The organism is Terribacillus saccharophilus (assembly GCF_046592895.1).
GTDB lineage: Bacteria > Bacillota > Bacilli > Bacillales > Amphibacillaceae > Terribacillus > Terribacillus saccharophilus_D.
This window is the reverse complement of record NZ_JAWVPU010000001.1, coordinates 378,805-399,793: the sequence shown is the minus strand read 5'-3', so window position 1 is coordinate 399,793 and position 20,989 is coordinate 378,805. Positions and strand designations below refer to the sequence as shown.

The following is a 20,989-nucleotide window of genomic DNA, read 5'->3' as shown; positions in this document are numbered from 1 at the left end:
ATGAAAAAAGGGAAGCTCATCACTGGGATTGTCTTTCTCTTATTAGGAGTGGCATTGGCTGCCACTCCCCTCACCATAGAGAAAATGCATGCCAAAGAAGTGACTGCATTGGAAAAAGCCTTTGCAAGCATCGAAGCAGGAGAGCAGCCGCCAGCGGGGGATGCGGCAGAGAGAAAGTGGTCGGAAGAAGAACTTGCAGAGACGATGAAGCTTGAGATTCCATCCATCCAATTGGAACAATATGTACTCAATGAAACGTCTGATGACAATTTGGCTATCGCACTGACTCAAATCAAGGCAGATCAAGATCCTGCCAAGGACAATTTCTCAATAGCTGGTCATCGCGGTTATCGCGATGATCGCTTCTTCCGTCAGCTGCCTGATGTGAAGCCAGGTGCTGAAGTCAAATTAAGAGATAAAGATGCCGAGTACATTTATGAAGTCAGCAATGTCAAAATCGTCGAGCCTGATGATATCGATATTTTGGAAAATGGCGATAATCCGGAAATCACTTTAGTCACATGTACGCTTTCCGGCAAACAGCGAGTGGCTGTAACCGGAGAGCTGAAGGAAGTTGTGCCAAAAAGCTGATTGGGATAATCCGCTTTATCCAGTACTGTCGGAAACTACAGAGTAACCAGCCGCCAAGCCGAAGTTGTTCATATGAAATCTTGCCATGGCAGAAGAAAGGACGAAAAGATGATCCTGAAGGAAAATGATGTTTTTGCCGGTTTGTGGAATGGTATTCTGGTTTCTGGCATTTTTTATGCAAGTATGCTGTCGATGTACTTTTTGATTGCGAGATAATGAGCGACAAGACAATCACTGGTTTGCAGTGTCCTGATTACGTGGGGTGTTGATGGATACGTGGGAAATAGACAGGGAATATGGGATGCCATGAATGTGGCATCCTTTTTTTGTACTTTAAAATTACAAGAACTTTATACATATTTAACAGGGTCTTCACGGCTGTGAGCTATGATTGCTATCATACATAATTTAATGATAGGTTGAGGTGGCATAATTGAAGAAATGGAAAAGATGGACGGCGATGTCTTTGGCAGCAGCAACTATGGCAATACCGACAGCAGGGCATGCGGCGGATTTGCAAGTTTTCGGTGAAGATCAAGGACAAGCGCTTCAGGTGGAACAAATCGGCCGCTACGCAAGTGGCAGCGGCATCGGTGAAGGCGGAACGGAAATCGTTGCATACGACAGCAATACGAAACGTGCTTTCTCAGTCAATGGAGCTGCAAGAGCATTGGATATCCTGGACTTGAACGCATTGAAAGACGGAAACGGTGAAATTCCGCTCCTGAAGCGTGTCCCGCTGGAGTCGTTCGGCGTGAGTGCGTCTGATGTGACGAGTGTAGCCATTCATCCGGAAGGTGATTATATTGCCGTGTCGGTACCGAGCGCAGTGAAAACCGATCCAGGTCACGTTGTATTGCTTGATACGGACGGAAACAAACTTGCAAGCGTCAAGGTCGGTGCTTTGCCTGATATGGTCACGTTCACGCATGATGGTACGAAGATACTTGTGGCAAATGAAGGGGAGCCATCAGATGATTATACGGTCAATCCGGAAGGTTCCGTCAGTATCATTTCGGTGGTGGATGGGGTGGACAACCTAACAGCCGAGACAGCGACATTCACCGATGACATCGTGGACCCTGATGTACGTAAAGTGAATCCGGATCCGGAAAACAGTTCGTATGCCGAGAATCTGGAGCCTGAATACATAACCGTCGATAAAGATAATCGTTATGCCTATGTAGCAGTACAGGAAAGCAACGCCATCGCGAAGCTTGATTTGCAGACGAACAGCTTCACCACAGTGAAGAGCTTGGGATACAAAGACTTTTCACAAGAAGGCGTGGAGCTTGATCCATCCAATAAAGACGATGGCATCCAAATCGCCAACTGGCCGGTGCTCAGCATGTATATGCCAGATGGTATGACAGCCTTCAACTCCGGAGGCAAGACATACCTTATCACGGCCAATGAAGGCGATACACAGGACTGGTCAGGATTCTCGGAGGAACTGCGTGTAGCGGATCTGGCTGAACAAGATGCATACGCACTCAATGCGGACTTATATCAAGGTTATACACAGGAACAGCTGGATCAGCTTGTCGAGAATGGCTTATTCGAGGACGAGCAGCTGGGTCGATTGAAGACAAGTATCGTGGCACCGAAAAACGCCGATGGGAAATATGAAGCGGTGTACGGATACGGCGGAAGAAGCTTCTCGATTTGGGATGCCGATAGCTTGCAGCAAGTGTATGACAGCGGCTCTGATTTCGAGAAGATCACAGCCCAAGCGATACCGGAGTATTTCAATACGACGAATGATGAAGATAAGCTGGATAACCGCAGCGACGACAAAGGCCCGGAACCAGAAGCTGTCATCACTGGTGATGTGGACGGGAAGACGTATGCGTTCATCGGTTTGGAGCGGACAGGCGGTATCATGGCATATGACGTGACAAATCCAACCAGCCCGACGTTTTCGTCCTATTTCACAAGCCGTTATTTCCAAGGAGATGAAGCGGCAGTGGATGCTGCTAGTGGAGATGTCGCACCGGAAGGCCTGACATATATCGCGCCTGAAGACAGCCCGACGAAACAGGCAATGCTGCTGGCGTCTCATGAAGTATCCGGAACGATCGCAGCTTATGCACTTGGAGATGCACCAGAGCCGCAGCCAGAACCTGTTCCAGAGGAAGAGACGGAGCAGCCGGTAACAGCTCCAGAACCTGAGGAAAATGAAGCAGAAGAACCTCCAGCAGCATCACCAGAACCAGAAGCAGGCGAACAGCCAGCTGATGGAGAGGAAGAACCAGATGCAGAGGAAAATGAGGAAACAGCTGGTGAAGAAGAAACAGAAGAAGTAGTCGGAGAAGAAGAGACCGACCCGCAGGAAACCTTAACAGAAAACACGTCAACCGAGACGGCAATCGATGAGGAAGACAGTGAACCGACAACGACTTCTGCTGCATCTGATGCAAGTGACCAGGAAGGGAAGCAGCTGCCTAATACGAGTACGAATGTATTCAACTGGCTTGTCGGCGGGATGGTCCTGCTGGCAGCAGGTGTGATATTCTTTGGCATCAACAAACTGCGCAAACGATAAGGAAAAAGCAGTCACCAGGTGGTGGCTGCTTTTTTGTATGCTACACAGATTCAGAAGAAAACCAGCTTCCCTGTCAGACAGGTTAGCTGGTTTTCTACTTCTTACATCATTAAACGAATAGGTCCAGGATAAGTACGCCTGCAAGACCGACAAGCGAAATGATCGTTACCATGATGGACCAGGTTTTGATCGTTTTACCGATGGTAAGGTTGAAGTATTCCTTGTAAATCCAGAAGCCGGCATCGTTCACGTGGGAGAATGTCACGCTTCCCGCACCAGCGGCCAGTACCATCAATTCCGGGCTTGCGCCGGCAGAGGCGACGAGCGGTGCGGCGATTCCTGCTGCTGTCATGCCGGCAACGGTTGCGGAACCTACTGCGATTCGCAGGATTGCGGCAATCAGCCATGTCAAGAGTAGTGGAGACAGCGTAGATCCGGCCATCAGGTCGGAAATGTATTTGTCGATATGGCTGTCGACCAACACTTGTTTGAAAGCACCGCCGGCAGCGATGATCAATAGAATCATTCCGATAGCGCTTACAGCGCCGCTTAAAGATTGCATCACTTCTGGCATTTTCTTGCCAAGATTCAAACCGAAAGTGAAGATAGCCACCAGGACGGAAATCAATAACGCAACGTTCGCATTACCGATGAAATCAGTGACAGGTGCAATGAAAGAGTTTGGTGCAAAGATTTCAACGATAGCCTGCAATGCGATCAGGATCACCGGCAAAAGTGCGGTGAAAAGGCTTATCCCGAACTTAGGGAGTTCTTCTTCCTTGAACTCTTTGGGATTGAACAAACCTTTTGGTATATCGATTTCCAAAGCTTCCTTTTTAAAGAACCTTGTATAAACCGGACCAGCAAGTATGAAAGCTGGTATGGCGATGATGATGCCGAGAATCATCGTCAACCCGATATTGGCACCAAATACATCTGCGACAGCAGTCGGGCCAGGGTGGGGAGGGACGAATCCATGCATCGTGATGAGAGCTGCAATCACTGGCATACCTAGATACAGAACCGGCACCCTGGCAGCTGTTGCGATGGTGAATACCAATGGAATCAACACGACAACGCCAGTTTCGAAAAATAGGGCGATTCCGACAGTGGCAGCGGTGATGACAGCCGCCAGCTGAATTCTTTTTTCGCCAAAAGCATTGATTAATGTTTTGGCAATGCGCTCGGCGCCGCCAGAATCGGTCATCAATTTACCGAGTATGGCTCCGAAGATGATGATCATCGTCAAATGGCCGAGTGTGCCGCCGAGACCAGACTCAATCGATGCCACTGCCTCGAGCGGTGTCATGCCTTCCAGTAATCCTACTACCAATGAAACTATGATCAGGGATACAAAAGCATTCAATTTAAAAGTCATCATTAAAATCAATAATAGAGCTACCCCTATAATGACGGAAATAATCGGCATTTTAATCCTCTTTTCTTATTTGGCTTTCGTAAGATGTCTGTTTCGTATATAGCTGGTAATGCATGTTATCTTTGGCTTAGCATCGAGACGATTTCTTTCAAGTCTGTTTTCGACCCGACATTGCCTGGGAAAATGATGTAAGGCAGTCCTGGGAACTTGCTTTCATTTCCTGTCGTCCACACTGGGATGCCGGGACGGATTTGGCCGGCAACGGTTGCGCGCTGCACTTCCAATCCATTCGTACCGATATCACTTGATGTGATGCCGCCTTTGGCGATGATGAAGGAAGGTTTTACATCCAGGCGTTTTACGATGCTCGTAACGCTATCCGAGATCTTGACGGAAAGCTGCAGTTCTTCCTCTTTCTTGTTTTCGCCAAGATCCAGTCTTTCTCTTTTGGTGTAAACGGTGACATTTTCACCTTCGCGTATAAGCTGATTGGTCGTATCTATGACTCTATCGAGTTCTGCTTCGAATTTTTCCGGTTCCAGCACAAGATGGACATTGAATTCGATGAAGTGGACAGAATCCAGATCCTGCAATGCTTTCAGCTGCTCTGTCGTCTTTTTGACGTGGGAGCCGATGATCACCAGACCGCCATTTTCATTATCCTCACTTACCAATTCCTCGCGTGTGAGCAGAGCCTTATCTGCCACACCGCCCATGATTTTCGTAAGCGCTGCAGCACTTCTGAACATAAAATTCTTCTTTTTCCCCATAGCACGGATCAGCGCAATAGTGAAGATTTTCACATCGATATAATCGACAGCATTCACGATGACTTTATTGAAATCCTTCACTTGTAATAGCTGCTGCTCGATTCCATCGATGTCCAATGCGCGCAGATCTTCAAGTGTGATATACACCATCTTATCTGCTTTGTATTGACCGTTTGATTTTTCTTCCGCATACTCTCCCAAGTGGGATTTGCTGTATCCGAACGTACGGTCTTTGGCGAATTCCGTTTCACCAGCAGGAATCAATTGCGCTTCATCTTGTACATAGTGAATGTCATCGATGGTGAAGCGGCCGCCTTCTTTGAAGAATGGAAGCAGCACTTCGCCATCGAATCTGGTGTCAGAGTTAGCTTCGATCGTATCTTTCAGCACTTGTGTTTCCAGAGGATAGTGTCCTCTCAGTGTGGAATCACCGCGGCTGATGATGGTGAAATCACGATTGTTTTGCTTGGCAGCTTCGATGATGTTCAAGGCGATTTCGCGGTGCACCGTTTCCGTTTTTGCTGCTGTGAAGCCACGGGAGTTCGTCAAGATGAAGAACATCGGGTTTTCTTCTTGAAAGCCTTTTTGGATGCTGTCCAGGGACCAGTCGGTATATACGGAGATATTATTGACCGTTTGCACGCCAGTTGGGTCGTCGTCCAGCACAATGATTTTTTTATCAAGATTCTTAAGTTCTTTCTCGTACAATTCGTTCACCGTATTTGCATCAACAGATGGTATCTTTTTGAACACTTCTTCTGCATTCCGTTTATTTGCACACATTAGACAGATCTCCTAACCTCGGTATTTGCCAATTTCTCATAATACTGCACGATGCTGCTGTGGTCGGACATGGATTTCCCGTCGACTTTCAATGCGTGGAAAATTTCCAGCAGATGACTGGATAATGGCAGCGGCACGCCGATTTCGTGGGCTGTATCCATGACATTTGTTATATCTTTCATATTGATGGCGATCGTTCCGCCTGGATTGAAGTTTCTTTCAAGGATCATCGGTACTTTCGCATCAAGCACAGTGCTTCCTGCAAGGCCGCCTCTGATTGCTTCGTACATTTTTTCGATGTCGATGCCCGCTTTCGCTGCCAATACAAGAGCTTCTGACATGGCTGCGATATTGAGGTTCACGATGATTTGGTTCGCTAATTTGGCAGTGACGCCGCAGCCGTTGTCGCCTACTAATGTGACGGCACTTCCCATATCGAAGAGAACGGATTTTGCTTTCTCGAACACTTCTTCCTTACCGCCAACCATGATTGCCAACGTGCCATCGATTGCTTTCGGTTCGCCGCCGCTGACAGGAGCATCCAAGAAGCCGACGCCTGTTTTACTCGCTTGTTCCGCGATCTCAACCGAAACAGCAGGAGTGATAGAGCTCATATCAATCAGGATGCTGCCTTGTTTGGCACCTGCCAAAATGCCGTTCTCCCCATAGACGACAGATTGGACGTGGTGGGAAGCTGGAAGCATCGTGATGATGATATCAGCGTTTTCCGCTACTTCTTTTGGAGACTGAGCAGCAGTTGCACCAGCAGCCACCAAGGCTTGAACTGCTTCTTGATTCAGATCGTTCACCGTTAATGTATGTCCAACGTTCATCAGATTCAAAGCCATCGGTTTACCCATTATTCCTAGTCCAACAAAGCCAATTCTTTTTGACATGCTATTTCCTCCTTGTATTTAGACAACGCTTATATAAAAGACCTTTAGTTTATAAGGTTGTTAAGTAATCGCTTTCATGTTTGCGTTTACATTGTATACTATATTTCTCATTTTGTATACAATTTTGATGTTTCTATGTACAATTTATCTGATTACGTACACTTATAAGCGTTTCAACCTATTAAAGTATGTTTTTATGAAAGTGGTTTGGTACTATGAAAGTAACTAGTTTGGAGAGGCAGAGGTGAAAATGGTGTTAGATAATAACAGCTCTCGTCCGGCGTATCATCAAAGTTATGAAATTCTTCGCGATAAGATATTAAACGGGGATCTTCCAGGGGGAAGTAAGATCGTGGAAGAAAAGATTGCAGCTGAACTCGGTGTCAGCAGAACACCAATCAGGGACTCAATCAGGAAGCTGGAATATGAGGGACTGATCATCAAGAAGCGGGTAGTGAAACCGACCGAGAAAGATTTGCGGCATATGTTCAGTGTGCGGATTTTGCTGGAAGGATACGCAGCTCGCTGTGCAGCAACTTTCCTGAAAGAGGACGAGATCCAGAAACTTTACGAGTATGTCAGCATTGGCAGGACTGGTACGAAAGAAGAAATCATGCATGCCAACGAAAGTTTTCATAATGATATTGTACAAGCCAGTCATAACCCGATCATGATAGATATGATCGACAGAATGCAGGCAATCATTTATCTGTTCAGGAAAACGGTCGTCATCTATAATCGTCCGCATTTGATTGATGAGCATGAGGAAATTTATCAGGCTATCAAGGACAGGGATGGCGAACAAGCCGAAATCATGATGAAAAAACATCTTGAGAATGACTTGAATTTTTATTTGCATGTGATGAGTCAATAATGACTGCTGTCAGGAAAATGCGATAACACTGTCATTTCTTTTGCATAAACAAGCTGCTCCAGCAGTCAAACAGAAAGCAGTCACCACATGGTGGCTGCTTTTTTTCCATCTCACCTTATAGTTTTTTATAAATGGTAGCAGTATAATGATTTTGTATTCGCTTACAAAGAGGAGGGAGCAGATGGCTGTTTTATCACTGATTTTCCTGGAAGTTATTGCGCCATTATTGGTTTTGCTTGGTGTCGGCGTCATCCTGCAGCGAAAATTTTCATTACATCTCGGTACGCTATCCAAGCTTTTGACGTATTGCTTTTTGCCTGTGAACGGTTTTATCAATATGTATCAAAGCAGTATGCCATTATCCGTATTCGGTCAGATCATTCTATTTTTGCTGTTATTCACTGCCTTTTCGATCGGTTTCACCGAAATCACGAGCAGGCTGTTCAAGCTTGAACGCGGAGTGGCTGCTACGTATAAGAATAGTGTGGTGCTGATGAACTCTGGTAACTACGGAATTCCCGTCAGCCAGCTTGTTTTCCAGACCAATCCGCTCGGGGTCTCGATTCAGCTGATCGTCATGGTATACCAAAACCTGCTCACCTTTACATATGGGCTTTATAATATGGTGAGCGTCAAAAGTCAGGGAAATGCCATTTTGAAGGAACTCATCCGTCTGCCGATGATTTATGCCATCATCCTGGGCATCATTTGTGCGTCGCTTGATTGGAACATCCCGAATGTACTGTGGAATCCGATTCAATCGATTGCTGATGCCTTCCTTGCCGTCGCGCTGATCACACTCGGAGCGCAAGTGGCACAAATCAAGTTGAAGCGGCCTCATGCTGTGCTGTATTTGAGTACGATTGCACGTCTGCTGATCGGGCCGGCAGCAGCCTTGGGGATCATCTTCTTATTGGGACTAGATGGTACGGTAGCACAATCACTTTTCATCGCCAGTTCGTTTCCGACGTCACGCAACAGTTCGATTTTCGCTTTGGAGTATAACAATAATCCAGATCTGGCGGCGCAGACCGTACTGATGACAACCATCTTGAGCAGCATCACCGTGACGATCGTTGTGTATATGGCAGGTTTATTGTTTGGATGAGACATAATATTTGATAGGTGTTTATAAAGTTTTTAGAGACGATAATACAAGAGCTTTAACAGAAATAGAAAAATTGGTACTGGTATATAGCGTAACTCTTTTAAATATATGTGTTATGCTAATGGGAGTTTATGAAACGATTACGCCTGCATAAACATAGGTGGAATTACCTGATTTTAAGCGGAGAAAGCTATCGTACTGCAGTCTAAGCGATAGCACTATATTTTCTTACTTAAAAAAGTAACAAAACTATTGAAATTATAATTGGAAGCGCATACAATGTATGTAATAAAATATGCAACGCTGCTTAGGGTTTGGGGGAATTGTTTCAGGAGATGATGAGGGGGATTTAGCATGTTCTTAGCTATAATGGGTTTCTTGATGGTCTTTTTATTCATGTATCTGATTATGACGAAAAAGCTTTCGGCGCTCATTGCGCTGATGCTCATTCCGGCGCTATTCGCTGTTTTCACCGGGCATGCAGGTGATATAGGGGAAATGTCACTGCAGGGCATCACTGATTTGGCACCAACCGGAATCATGCTATTATTCGCGATTCTTTATTTTGGAATCATGATTGATGCAGGATTATTCGATCCAGTCGTCGGCCGTATTTTGAAAGCGGTTAAAGGGGATCCGACGAAAATCGTCATGGGGACAGCTGCACTTGCACTTGTCGTGTCTCTGGATGGGGATGGGACGACAAGTTATATGATCACTGTGTCTGCATTTTTCCCGCTATATCAGCGGTTGAAGATGAATCCGCTCATTCTGCCTGCCATTGCCGTCATGTGTGTGAGTTTGACGAATATGGTGCCATGGGGCGGACCTACTGCCCGGGCGGCTGCTGCTTTGAATGTTGATGTGGGTGATGTATTCGTACCGCTCATTCCGACGATGATCGGCGGGGCCATCTGGATTTTCTTCACTGCTTATATATTGGGACGCCGGGAAAGAAAACGTCTTGGCGTTGTAACGTTTGATGATGCGGAACAGCGCATGCTGCAGCAGCAGGCAGCAACAGTCGATGCCTCCTTGAAGCGTCCGAAGCTTCTGTGGGTCAACTTTGCATTGACAGTTGTCTTAATGTTCGGTCTAATCAAAGGCATCATGCCGCTTCCAGTGCTGTTCATGCTGGCATTCGCACTTGCTATCACCATCAACTATCCGAATTTGAAATTGCAAAAAGAACGCATCGCCGATCATGCTGGCAACGTGCTGGCGGTCGTGTCGCTTGTATTCGCCGCTGGTATCTTCACCGGTATCCTATCTGGTACCAAGATGGTGGATGCAATGGCATCAAGTCTCATCTCCATCATTCCTGATGCGTGGGGTCCGGCATTCAGCATCATCGTGGCCGTGACGAGCATTCCATTCACATTCTTCATGTCCAATGATGCGTATTACTTCGGCGTTGTACCGATTTTGGCAGAAGCTGCCGCCAACTATGGCTTCGCACCTGTGGAAATCGCACGTGCATCCTTGCTCGGCCAGCCTGTCCATTTGCTCAGCCCGCTCGTACCAGCTACATACTTGCTGGTCGGAATGTCGAAAGTCGACTTCGGGGAATTCCAGCGATTCACGATTTTGTGGGCAACCGGAACGGCATTTGCTGTTATTGCCGTGGCGATTGTTACGGGGATCATATTCTAAGAAACATGAATACCTAGGACATAATTAGTTTACTTCAATAGAAAAAAGATCCGCATCACCGTGTTTGGTGATGCGGATCTTTTTTAGCTTTTATAATCAATACTCATGTTCGACTTTCTCAACAATGATTTTCTTGATAGGAGAGCCCTGCTCATTATCTGAGATAAAAGTAAAGTTCCCGCTATAGCCTTCTAAGATGAGTTTATATCCGTCAGCATCTTGCGTACGTTCGTCTATATAATCTGCATAGACTGGATCTGGGTTAAATTGACTTATTACATCGTCAAAGTTTCCATACATTTGAGCTGGTTTGTCCCCTATGATATCAACTCTATGCACGCCATTCATCTCAACATAGTAACGAGCATCCAAATATTCGAGTACGAGATCTCCTTCATCATTTTCGTATAGATCAATTGGCTCTCCGAACTTAGTGCCAACAAGTTGTTCTTCTATCTCACCAAAGTTTAGAGATGTATACCAAGTCTGATATAGGTTCAAGTCATCCGGAAGTGTATATCCAGTTCCGCCAGTCTCTGTTTTCGATCCATCAATAGGAGAACCATCCATTTCTGGTTTTTGATTGTCTTCACTTGTTTCAGTAGCAATTTCGTCTTCGGTGCTTGTTTCTTTTTCATCGCTGCTGCTTGAATCAGCATGAGCATCAGAACTTTTCTTAGTAGCTTCAGTATCAGCTGCGTTATCTGTTTCGGACTTGCTTTCAATCTCATTTTCATAGTCAGTAACTTCACTTAAATCCTTAGAGCTTACCGCTGCATAATTAACGTAATCAAATCCACTTCTTTTCAATTCAAAGAGGTAAGCATTTGCATCAGCTTCTTCAGATTCATACTCTTTTACAAAAGTAACTGCTTGATCCTTTTCAACCCGCAAGGATGCTTGTGCTTCTTCTTGAGTGAATTTTAAATCTTCATTATTAAGAGATGTATGATTCCAATCATTCATTTTCCACTCGTTATCTTGATAAACCAATTCAAATTCCCATTGATAGGCCGTATTGTCAACATCAGAAGCAGGTTCCAATGTTTTAACTTTTAAAGTTTTTCCATCTTCACTTTGTTCAGATTCAAATCGGATTTTGTTATCGTAGTTCGGTTTAACGGATTTATCTAGATTATCATAGGCACTTTCCAATGTATCTTTCAATTTACCCGTTGCAAATGCTTCAGTCACATATGGTTCAACATCGGATTTCATTTTAGCGAAATCTACAGCGTTCCCTTCACTCCACTTGTTTTTATCAACTGCTTTATCAAAAGCTTCAAAGATAGAATCAATATTTTTATCTAAAACATTCTTCGCATCATCTTCAGATACTTTTGCTATCTCCTTAGCTTTTTCTGCTTCAGTGCTCTTTGTTTTAGCACTAACTTTCTCATTAGGAGTGTTGGCTAAGAATGTCTTATATCCATAGTAACCTCCTCCCCCTATTAATAAAACACATAAAATTATTACTAAAAACTTACCTTTCAGCATTTCTTAACCTCTTTCTTTTGCTATTATTCTCATACTTAATTAGTATACTACCAATTATTCCATATTTTATTTATTAAGCTAAAAATATTGGTATTTCTTAACTCCGTTATATCTGTTGCTTAATTCAAGAATGAGAAGCAAGCTGTAAGGTAGAGTTTGAGAACTGCAAGCGTTATATCATTCTGTGGGAATCGGAACGGCATTTGCGGTTATTGCCGTGGCGATTGTTACGGGGATCATATTCTAAGAAACGGAAAATACCGTCCAGCGTGGACGGTATTTTTAGTGTGAAGCATTCGTTATAAGTGTGGCATTCACTGTGTTATCATTTTGCCTTAAAATGCGCAACCGCGCTATAAAATCTGCGTCCGTTTTCGTCAACGTGCATGTTATGGGCTACATGATGCAGCTCGAGCAAAATGGCTTTATTGTGCTGGATCTGTTCATTGATTTTCTTCTCTAAGTCAGACAGATCATGAGCTTCGAAAAACTCGACTTTGTCTTTCAGCATTTCTAAATCTAGCATGATGATGTTCCTTTCTGTTACAGCTTTTCCTCTATTATATTATGCGTGGGACAATTCGGGAAATTGAAAGACAGCTGGCAGCAGTTCTGGCTTGTTGACGAACAGCGTATCGCGTTCGGTATGTTTATGGGCGATCGGTTCCAGATCCGGGAATGTTGGCGTGAAGTGGAAAATCACTTCTGTTATCCCGGATTGCGATACATAATCCCTGATTTCGCGCCAGGTGAGCTTGGTTTGGCTGATCACTTCGTACAGGTGCATCGTCTGCCCGATCTTTTTGTAAAGCAGCAGAGCAGCCGGTTCCAGGAGTTCGATGATTTCGATTTCCGGGTCATACAAGGTATGGAAGCCGAGAATATGCTGCGCATCCGATACATCCAGGATGTCAGACTGCGGGTGGCGTTTGCCATAGCGATCCAGCAGGACGACCATGTCCTGCGGATTGACGGCCGGCTGCAGCTTGCGATAATCAGGAACGGGATATAAAGCTGCAGACACGGGAATGGAAAACAGATGCTCCTCGACAGCGGTGAAGCCAAGTTTCTCATAAAAGCCTTCCACGCCACGGCGGGAAAACAGATACATCAAATCCGTGTCCTGTTCATACTGCTGGATGACTCGCTGCAGCAGTTGTGTAGACAGTCCTTGATTCTGATAGCTTGGGTCGGTCATGACGGTGCCGATTTGAATCGCTTTCATTTTTCGCTGTTGTATATGTAAAGATAGCGAGCTGACAGAAACATTTGCCACGATCTGCGCTTCGTCTGCGAAGGCGTGTGTATGATAGCGGTCATTCCACAGTCCGCTTTTATAAAGCAGTTCAAAATCGAATCCAAAAGTCTTTTTTGCAAGTGTATTAAAACTTTTACGTAAATTCTGTTTATGCGCAAATGCAGTTACTGCTTGCAGAGCAGTCATCATGCATCCCCCATTTCTGACAAACTAATCTGTTTCTCTACATTTAATAGAATTATTCGATATTCCTATTTTATAACAATTTCCGTATTTGTACAGCAGCTAGAACCTATTGACGAACAAGAAGAAAGCTTCCATAGTAGAATAAAAGATATTGATGAGGTGAGAGATATGCGTTATGGAGCCATTGAAGCAGGCGGTACCAAGTTCGTCTGTGCCGTCGGTGATGAGCACGGAAATGTAGAGGAGAGAGTATCTTTCCCGACAAGCAAGCCGGAAGAAACACTCCAGCTGGTTGTCGATTTTTTCCATGATAAACAAATCACAGCTCTCGGTGTCGGTGCTTTCGGGCCGGTCGATGTGAAAGAGAACAGTCCATCTTATGGTACGATCGGCAACACGCCGAAGCTGCAGTGGACAGATTATCCGCTGCTCAAAGAACTGGAAAGCAAACTGAATGTGCCGGTCAAGCTGAACACCGACGTCAATGCGGCTGCTTTAGGGGAGTATATGCACGGCGCGGCAAAACATGCAGACAGCTGCTTGTATATTACGGTCGGGACAGGCATCGGTGCCGGTGCTATCGTGAATGGGAAAACGCTGCAAGGCTTCTCACATCCAGAAATGGGTCATATAGTAGTGCGCAAGAGCGCACATGACGCTTATCCAGGCAACTGCCCGTACCACCGCGATTGCTTGGAAGGACTCGCAGCCGGACCTGCAATTGAGGCACGCTGGGGTGAAAAAGCGCAAAAGCTATACCACCAAGATGAAGTCTGGCGGCTGGAGGCGTATTATTTGGCACAGGCAATCATGAGCTATACTTTGGTGCTCAGCCCTGGGAAGATCATCATGGGCGGCGGCGTCATGAAGAAGGAAGGCCTGCATCACATGGTGCAGCAGGAATTGGAACAGTTGATGCAAGACTATGTACCGCTTCCGGAGAATTATCTTGTCCCACCGGGATTGCAGGATAATGCAGGCATTGTCGGAGCATTACTGTTAGCCAAAGAAGCTCAAGCAAAAGGAAAGGAGATTTTATCATGAAGTATTTCGCAGCATTTCTTAAAATGGAAAGACCCGAACTGAACCAGCAATATCGCCAAGCGCATCTGGATTTCCTCGCTGACTTGGATGAAAAAGGACATATCTTCGCCAGAGGAGCTTTCGCTGATGGTGCCGGCGGTCTGGTCATCTATCAAACGGAAGATGAAGCCGAAGCAAGGAACTTGGCGGAGCAGGATCCGTACTTGGTCAACGGGGTGCGTAGCTTGGAGCTTCATGAATGGAATAAGGTATAAATACGGAGCAGATGCATATATTTTGTAACTAACGTCATAAGAGAAGTGAGGGACCATTGTGAAAGTACTAGTCACTGGCGGTGCTGGTTATATTGGTTCTCACGCGGTTGCCGTGCTTTTGCAAAAAGGTTATGAAACTGTGATCATCGATAATATGATGACAGGTCACTTGGCAGCCGTGCATAAGGATAGTGTCTTTTATGAAGGAAATATATGCGATGCTGAATTTATCGAAAGTGTTTTTGAGAAGGAAAAGGTGGATGCGGTCATCCATTTTGCAGCAAGCTCCCTTGTCGGGGAATCCGTGAAAGATCCCTTGAAGTATTTCCGCAATAATGTTTACGGTATGCAGGTATTACTGGAGACGATGTACAAAGAGAATGTGGAGAAGATAGTCTTTTCTTCCACAGCTGCTACATATGGCGACACAGATATCGTACCACTGACTGAAAACTTACCCGCTAATCCGGAAAGTCCATACGGCGACTCCAAGCTGATTATGGAGAAAATGATGAAATGGTGTGATGTGGCGTATGGAATCAAATTCGTTTCCCTGCGCTACTTCAATGTTGGCGGTGCTCATCCAAACGGTAACATAGGGGAAGATCACCGACCGGAAACACACTTGATTCCAATCATCCTGCAAACAGCTCTTGGTCAGCGCGAACAGATCAGCATCTTCGGCGACGACTATCCGACAGAAGATGGAACGTGCATCCGAGATTACGTTCATGTGCTTGATTTGATTGATGCACACCTATTGGCTTTAGCTTACTTGAATAAAGGAGGTCAAAGTGATATCTTCAACCTCGGCTCCAGCCAAGGCTTCTCTGTTAAAGAGATGATCGATGCTGCCCGACATGTAACCGGAAAAGAAATCCCGGCTCAAATCGGCACGCGCCGTGCAGGAGATCCAGCAGTCTTGATCGCAAGTTCTTCGAAGGCTAAAGAAGTACTCGGTTGGAATCCAACGCGTACGGATATGAAGGAGATCATTGGCGATGCCTGGAGATGGCATCAGCATCGTCCGAATGGGTATGATGAATAAATGGGAACATCTGCAAAAGCAGATGTTCTTTTTTGAGAACTAAGCAGTTGATTTGCAATAACATTCCATATTGATTGATAATTAAGAAAAATACAGAGTAATCAGGGGGAGTAACTTAGATGATAAAGGGTATTTTTGAAACACATATCAATGTTAGTGATTATGAAAGATCAGCTGCATTTTATGAAAAGCTACTGAATATTATTCCTTTGCACGAGGATGCTGAAAGAAAGTCCAAGTTTTATTGGGTAGGACAACCTGGTCAGTCTATGCTTGGCATACGGGAAAATTACCCAAGTTCTTTAGTACAAAGACAACATTTTGCATTTAGAGTAGATTTGGAAGATATTGCGTCTGCAAAAGATTATTTAGCAACATTAGGTATCGAGGCAACAAACTTCTTTGACGAGAGCGCAGAAGATTTATACGTTTTTCCATTTATGCCTGCAGTATCGATCTATTTTGATGACCCAGATGGGCATTCAATAGAATTTATAGCACTATTAGATGATCCGCCAAGACCTGATTTGAGTATCATGAAGTGGAATGAGTGGGAGGCTTTATGTGGTAGGGGAAAATAAATAATAGTTTTTATTTATTTCATGGCATTTAAGAAATAGAAGTCCTCTAACTAAGCACTATAAAATTTCAAACATCCAAGCAAATGCATACATACAATTAATAATAAAAAGTAGAAAGATAAAAATAATAAAGAGAAACATCCTCCTTTTTAAAGTGGACGTTTCTCTTTATTCAACTTGTATACCAAAACATCTTTGTTATGTCTCTCAATCGTTTTCCAAACTTCCATGCCTATTTTCTCTGCAACCCGACAAGAAGCCGTATTGTCGGGATAAATCAATGCGATGACATGCTCCGCTGAAAACTGATCGAAGGCAATATCGCGAAAAGCCGATGCTGCTTCGGTTGCAAACCCCATCCCCCAATAATCCTTCGCAATCCAATAACCAACTTCCAGTTCCGTCACACCGTCAACTTCTTGCGGAATCAACCCTGCGTGTCCGATTTTCTTTCCGCTATCCTTTTCTACCAATACCTGAAGCCCTAGCAGCTGATTGTCTTTTGTGTGCGACAAATTCCAATTAAAAAACAAGCGGGCGCCTTCCTTGGTTCGAGGTCTGCCGTTCCCGATATAGCGGACAACCTCGGGATCACTTACCAAACTTTCGAGGAAAGGTATATCCTCTGATGTATAAGGGCGGATAAACAGTCGAGCAGATTCGTACACAGTATAACCTCCTTGTTATTAGCATCATGCTTAACAGACGTAAATTCCGGTAATATGTAATATAGTGATAGTATTACTATAGCAGGATATCCATACATAAAGGGAGTGGAGAACATGGCAGAAGCGAAATTATTGATTGATGCGAAGCAGAGTTTGGCGGAAGGACCTTTTTGGCGGGAAGATACCGAAGAGCTGAATTGGGTGGACATCAACGGGAAATCCATTCATGTTTACAATCCTAAAACGAAAGAACAGAAAGAAATTGCTGTCGACCAAAAAGTCGGGGCAGCCATTTTGAAGAAAGATGGCGGCATGATTCTGGCGATGGAAGACGGCATCTATGAAACCGATAGCGAATTCAAAGCAAAGGTGCTGCTGCATAATCCGGAAGCAGATCGACCATCCAACCGTTTCAATGATGGCAAAGCAGATCCATACGGCAGACTCTGGGCGGGAACGATGCCGGAGAAGGGGAGCGACTATAAAGGCGCTTTTTATAAGATGGAAGCAGACCAGACATTGACACGTGTCCTGGACGGAATCGGCAACTCCAACGGTCTTGCCTGGAGTCCTGATCATAAATATTTCTATTATATCGACACCCCGACGGGCGAGGTGCAGTGCTTCGACTATGACGGAGAATCGGGGGAGATCAGCAATCCGCGCACAGTCGTTTCATTCAAAGACGGCAAACCGGACGGCATGACGATAGATGAAGAAGGGAAACTATGGATTGCCCATTACCGAGGTTCCAAAGTATCGCGCTGGAATCCGGAAACAGGAGAGCGGCTGGAGGATGTCCACTTGCCCGTCAGCCAAGTGACCAGCTGCACATTCGGCGGTCCGGAGCGGAAGACTCTATACATTACGACAGCAAGACAAAGTCTATCGGAAGAAGATCTGAAAAAAGAACCGCTTGCAGGTGGGATATTTGTATATGAAACCGATGTAGTGGGAGCACCAAGCTATACATTCGGGAAATAAAAAAACCGGCGAATGCCGGTTTTTTGCTTGTAAGTATTAGAAGTCTGTAAGTACAGGCGCGTTAGGTAAAGAACCTTTTACTGCTTGATCAGAGAATGAATAACCTGCTACTGAACTAACTAGAGCTGCAAGTACTAGAAATGCTGCAATGCGTTTCTTTGTCATTGTTATCACCTCCTTGAATGGAACATTATAACGTTATTTTGGTATCCCAAAGCCAATCGGTAATAATAGTTTGCTTTCTCAAAGTTCTTTTCATTGCTGTAATAAGTAGCTATTTCATCAGCATACTTTTGCAGTTCATACATAAGGTTATGCTCTTTAAAGAACTCGATAGCTTTTTTAAGCACAGTAGGGTAGGTGTTCTGACTCAAGTTGGCGTTATAGAGTACTTGGAAATGCCAGTAATAAACTTGGTCTCTCTCTTTCTCTGCTCTCTTCATACCTAATTCGCAAAACGATTTTCCCTTTTCGTTTTCTCCCTCCGCAAATGCTATTTTCGCCAGAAGATAAAGGGTGTTGATATATTCATCAAAGTTATCGTGGTCAAGGGTTTTTTCTAGATATCGCTTGGCAGCTGAATAAAGGCCTTTATTTTCATAAAGCAATCCAAGATTGTGATAAATACTCATTTGCACAAGTACATTTTGTTTTGTGTTAGAATCCTGCAACGCAGAATGCAAATACTCCTCAGCCAAATCGTATTCTCCCATGTCGATATAGTTCAGGGCAATCAGATTCTTCATCCTCGTCATCTTCTTCTCATACGTCGGATACAGCTGATAAATATAAATCGCCTTCTCGGCATAAATGGCAGATCGATTCGTATAATCCAGGTAGTACAGTGCGGAAGCGAACAAATCGAAGAATTCGGCTTTTTCTATTTCATCGTGAATATGGCTGAGATATGGTTCGACTTGTCCATATTCTTCGATGCTATTGTAATAATCTTTGGTTGAGTATAGATACATCCCTTTGAATAAATGCAGATAATAATAATGCTCTTCCTTGAGGTAAGGAGAAAACCTCTCAACTTGGCTGATCAGTTTCTCAGCTTCGTTATAGTTTTTGCATAATATGTGGTGGCGGCTGTGAATCAGAAGTGCCAGCTTGACGACGTCGTCATTCGCTTCTCCTTTGGCTAGCTGAACGGACACTTCCGTTTTCAGCTTTTCCGCAGCTTGGACTTTTTTCAATTTGATATTCATATACCACAAATTGAGCAGTTCCCTTAGCTCTTCTGAGTTGAACGTGACGTCAGAACGCATCTGTTACACTCCCTAGTCTGTAAGATTTTGCCTAAAACAAGCATAGCATGTTTCCTCGGAGATTTTTATTGGGAAAGTAGGTCTATTTTTGCTGCATTTATTAGCCAGTTTGAGAGAAGTTTATGGAAATCAGGAAAGTTGGCCAATAAAAAAACACCTCCAGAATGAAGGTGTCTTAAGCAGCCAATCTTTTATATCTGCGCTGAATGAATCGCAGCCGCAAGAAGAATCCAATCGCGGCACAAGTCAGACCAAGTGTGATGCCAACCCAGAAGCCAAATGGCTCGAGTGTTGTGAAGCGTGATAGCAGATAGCCGCTTGGCAGCCCGACAATCCAGTAGCTGATGAAGGCGATGATGAATGGGATGGTCACATCCTTATACCCGCGCAGCACGCCTTGCAATGATGCTTGGGCTGCATCGGAAAATTGATACATGATGGCAAACACCATGAACTGCATGGCGAGCAATACAACAGCGCGATCGGAAGTATAGAAGTAACTGATCTGCTCCCGGAATAGGAACAGCAGCAAGCTTAAAATGCCGATGATCACAAGTGCAGAGCTCACACCAAGAATGGCATATTGCTTTGCATGCTCCATGCGGCGGGCGCCGACTTCATGGGAAACGACAATCGTCATGGCAATCGAGATGCTGAGCGGCACCATGAACATCAGCGTCGTGAAATTCAAGGCCGTCTGATGGGCGGCGATGACTGTCGTGTCGAATAGGGAACCCATCAGCAAGGTGACAACGCTGAAGATGCTTGCTTCGAAAAAGGTGCTGAGCCCCATCGGCACGCCGATTTTCAGTTGTTCCTTCCAAGCCTGGAAGGATACTTTGTACCAACGGACGAACAACTCATGCGTGCGCATTTCCTTCAGCTTGAATGTCAGGAATATACTCGTCGCAAAGATGAACCAATATGTCAGTGCAGTCGCATACCCAGCGCCAGCTCCGCCAAGCTCAGGAAAGCCCCAGTTGCCGAAGATGAGCAGGTAATTCAATATTGCATTGATTGGCAATGCCATCAATAATACCAGCATCGATACTCTTGTATAACCTTGGGCATCAAAGAAATTACGTAAAACCGCACTGGCAAACAACGGAATGATCCCAATCGCAAGACCGTGCAAATAATCTGTTGCTACTTTATGTACGTCATCGTTCAAATCCATGATGCCTAGCACCGGCTGAAGCGCAAATGCTCCTATGATAAGGACAACCAATGAAATGACAATGGCCAGATAAAAACCTTGCATGACCGTCCGCCCGACATCGCTGCGGCGATTGTTACCGATAAGCTGTCCGACCATCGGCGTGATGGCGAGCATGATGCCGGTAAGTCCGGTATAAACAGGCATCCAAAGGCTTGAGCCGACGGCAACACCTGCCAAATCATCCGTCCCGGCTCGTCCGGACATCATCGTATCCAGCACCGTCATCATATTGTAACTGATCTGGGTAATGAGGATAGGCCATAATATATGGAAAAATAAAGACACTTTTTCGCGTATCGTATTTGTTTGATACATATGTCAGCCTCCAAGTCATCGAAAAAATAAAACACAGCAAATAGTGTAACACAACCAGAATCGAAAACA

General features: G+C 44.9%; 20 protein-coding genes. 10 read left to right on the top strand and 10 right to left on the bottom strand.

The annotated features are described in order from the left end of the window. Positions 1-591, top strand: a complete 591-nt coding sequence (locus SFC66_RS01990; protein ID WP_411217031.1) for a class D sortase — start codon at positions 1-3, stop codon at positions 589-591. 433 nt (positions 592-1,024) lie between these two features. Next, a complete protein-coding gene (locus tag SFC66_RS01985) occupies positions 1,025-3,136 on the top strand; it encodes a choice-of-anchor I family protein (RefSeq protein WP_411217030.1) in 2,112 nt (703 codons plus the stop codon). A gap of 109 nt (positions 3,137-3,245) precedes the next feature. Here the strand turns inward: SFC66_RS01985 and SFC66_RS01980 are convergent, their stop codons facing one another. The 3 genes from SFC66_RS01980 to garR all read right to left on the bottom strand — a co-directional run bounded on the left by SFC66_RS01980 (position 3,246) and on the right by garR (position 6,963). Further along, the gene (locus SFC66_RS01980) at positions 3,246-4,565 is read right to left on the bottom strand and encodes a gluconate:H+ symporter (protein ID WP_411217029.1); all 1,320 of its coding nucleotides are present in this window, start codon (positions 4,563-4,565) and stop codon (positions 3,246-3,248) included. Between the two features lie 65 nt (positions 4,566-4,630). Beyond that, positions 4,631-6,067, bottom strand: coding sequence for a four-carbon acid sugar kinase family protein (locus tag SFC66_RS01975; protein WP_411217028.1), 1,437 nt, complete (start codon positions 6,065-6,067; stop codon positions 4,631-4,633). Then, complete coding sequence (gene garR / locus SFC66_RS01970; RefSeq protein ID WP_411217027.1) at positions 6,067-6,963, bottom strand: 2-hydroxy-3-oxopropionate reductase; 897 nt, start codon at positions 6,961-6,963, stop codon at positions 6,067-6,069. Before garR ends, SFC66_RS01975 begins: the two co-directional genes overlap by 1 nt. 250 nt (positions 6,964-7,213) lie before the next feature. Between garR and SFC66_RS01965 the strand changes: the two genes are divergently transcribed. From SFC66_RS01965 to SFC66_RS01955, 3 genes are all read left to right on the top strand, one after another. Beyond that, complete coding sequence (locus SFC66_RS01965) at positions 7,214-7,837, top strand: GntR family transcriptional regulator (RefSeq protein WP_411217731.1); 624 nt, start codon at positions 7,214-7,216, stop codon at positions 7,835-7,837. Positions 7,838-8,018: 181 nt separating this feature from the next. After that, positions 8,019-8,945, top strand: coding sequence for an AEC family transporter (locus tag SFC66_RS01960; protein WP_411217026.1), 927 nt, complete (start codon positions 8,019-8,021; stop codon positions 8,943-8,945). 354 nt (positions 8,946-9,299) lie between these two features. After that, on the top strand, positions 9,300-10,598 hold the full coding sequence (locus SFC66_RS01955; protein ID WP_411217025.1) for a CitMHS family transporter: 1,299 nt from the start codon (positions 9,300-9,302) through the stop codon (positions 10,596-10,598). A gap of 96 nt (positions 10,599-10,694) precedes the next feature. Here the strand turns inward: SFC66_RS01955 and SFC66_RS01950 are convergent, their stop codons facing one another. The 3 genes from SFC66_RS01950 to SFC66_RS01940 form a co-directional block, all read right to left on the bottom strand. After that, the gene (locus SFC66_RS01950; RefSeq protein ID WP_411217024.1) at positions 10,695-12,095 is read right to left on the bottom strand and encodes a hypothetical protein; all 1,401 of its coding nucleotides are present in this window, start codon (positions 12,093-12,095) and stop codon (positions 10,695-10,697) included. A 325-nt stretch (positions 12,096-12,420) separates the two neighbouring features. Beyond that, entirely contained in the window at positions 12,421-12,621 is a 201-nt protein-coding gene (locus SFC66_RS01945; RefSeq protein WP_411217023.1) for a DUF2536 family protein, read from the bottom strand. 39 nt (positions 12,622-12,660) lie between these two features. After that, complete coding sequence (locus tag SFC66_RS01940) at positions 12,661-13,542, bottom strand: GNAT family N-acetyltransferase (RefSeq protein ID WP_411217022.1); 882 nt, start codon at positions 13,540-13,542, stop codon at positions 12,661-12,663. A gap of 165 nt (positions 13,543-13,707) precedes the next feature. Here SFC66_RS01940 and SFC66_RS01935 point away from each other — a divergent pair, with 165 nt between their 5' ends. The 4 genes from SFC66_RS01935 (at position 13,708) to SFC66_RS01920 (ending at position 16,466) form a co-directional block, all read left to right on the top strand. After that, positions 13,708-14,583, top strand: coding sequence for an ROK family protein (locus tag SFC66_RS01935; RefSeq protein WP_411217021.1), 876 nt, complete (start codon positions 13,708-13,710; stop codon positions 14,581-14,583). Continuing rightward, on the top strand, positions 14,580-14,837 hold the full coding sequence (locus SFC66_RS01930) for a YciI family protein (protein WP_411217020.1): 258 nt from the start codon (positions 14,580-14,582) through the stop codon (positions 14,835-14,837). The genes SFC66_RS01935 and SFC66_RS01930 overlap by 4 nt, the downstream gene beginning before the upstream one ends. Positions 14,838-14,895: 58 nt before the next feature. Beyond that, the gene (gene galE / locus SFC66_RS01925; RefSeq protein WP_411217019.1) at positions 14,896-15,885 is read left to right on the top strand and encodes a UDP-glucose 4-epimerase GalE; all 990 of its coding nucleotides are present in this window, start codon (positions 14,896-14,898) and stop codon (positions 15,883-15,885) included. A 119-nt stretch (positions 15,886-16,004) separates the two neighbouring features. Continuing rightward, positions 16,005-16,466, top strand: coding sequence for a VOC family protein (locus SFC66_RS01920; protein WP_411217018.1), 462 nt, complete (start codon positions 16,005-16,007; stop codon positions 16,464-16,466). A 149-nt stretch (positions 16,467-16,615) separates the two neighbouring features. Here SFC66_RS01920 and SFC66_RS01915 read toward each other — a convergent pair whose 3' ends face one another. Further along, positions 16,616-17,134, bottom strand: a complete 519-nt coding sequence (locus SFC66_RS01915; protein ID WP_411217017.1) for a GNAT family N-acetyltransferase — start codon at positions 17,132-17,134, stop codon at positions 16,616-16,618. 114 nt (positions 17,135-17,248) lie between these two features. Here SFC66_RS01915 and SFC66_RS01910 point away from each other — a divergent pair, with 114 nt between their 5' ends. Further along, on the top strand, positions 17,249-18,118 hold the full coding sequence (locus SFC66_RS01910; protein ID WP_411217016.1) for an SMP-30/gluconolactonase/LRE family protein: 870 nt from the start codon (positions 17,249-17,251) through the stop codon (positions 18,116-18,118). Between the two features lie 36 nt (positions 18,119-18,154). Here the strand turns inward: SFC66_RS01910 and SFC66_RS01905 are convergent, their stop codons facing one another. The 3 genes from SFC66_RS01905 to SFC66_RS01895 form a co-directional block, all read right to left on the bottom strand. Then, on the bottom strand, positions 18,155-18,283 hold the full coding sequence (locus SFC66_RS01905; RefSeq protein WP_411217015.1) for a hypothetical protein: 129 nt from the start codon (positions 18,281-18,283) through the stop codon (positions 18,155-18,157). 5 nt (positions 18,284-18,288) lie between these two features. Then, positions 18,289-19,386 carry a response regulator aspartate phosphatase gene (locus SFC66_RS01900; RefSeq protein WP_411217014.1) on the bottom strand — a complete coding sequence of 366 codons (1,098 nt, stop codon included), beginning with the start codon at positions 19,384-19,386 and terminating at the stop codon, positions 18,289-18,291. A gap of 175 nt (positions 19,387-19,561) precedes the next feature. After that, entirely contained in the window at positions 19,562-20,920 is a 1,359-nt protein-coding gene (locus SFC66_RS01895) for an MATE family efflux transporter (RefSeq protein WP_411217013.1), read from the bottom strand. Between the last annotated feature and the right edge of the window lie 69 nt (positions 20,921-20,989).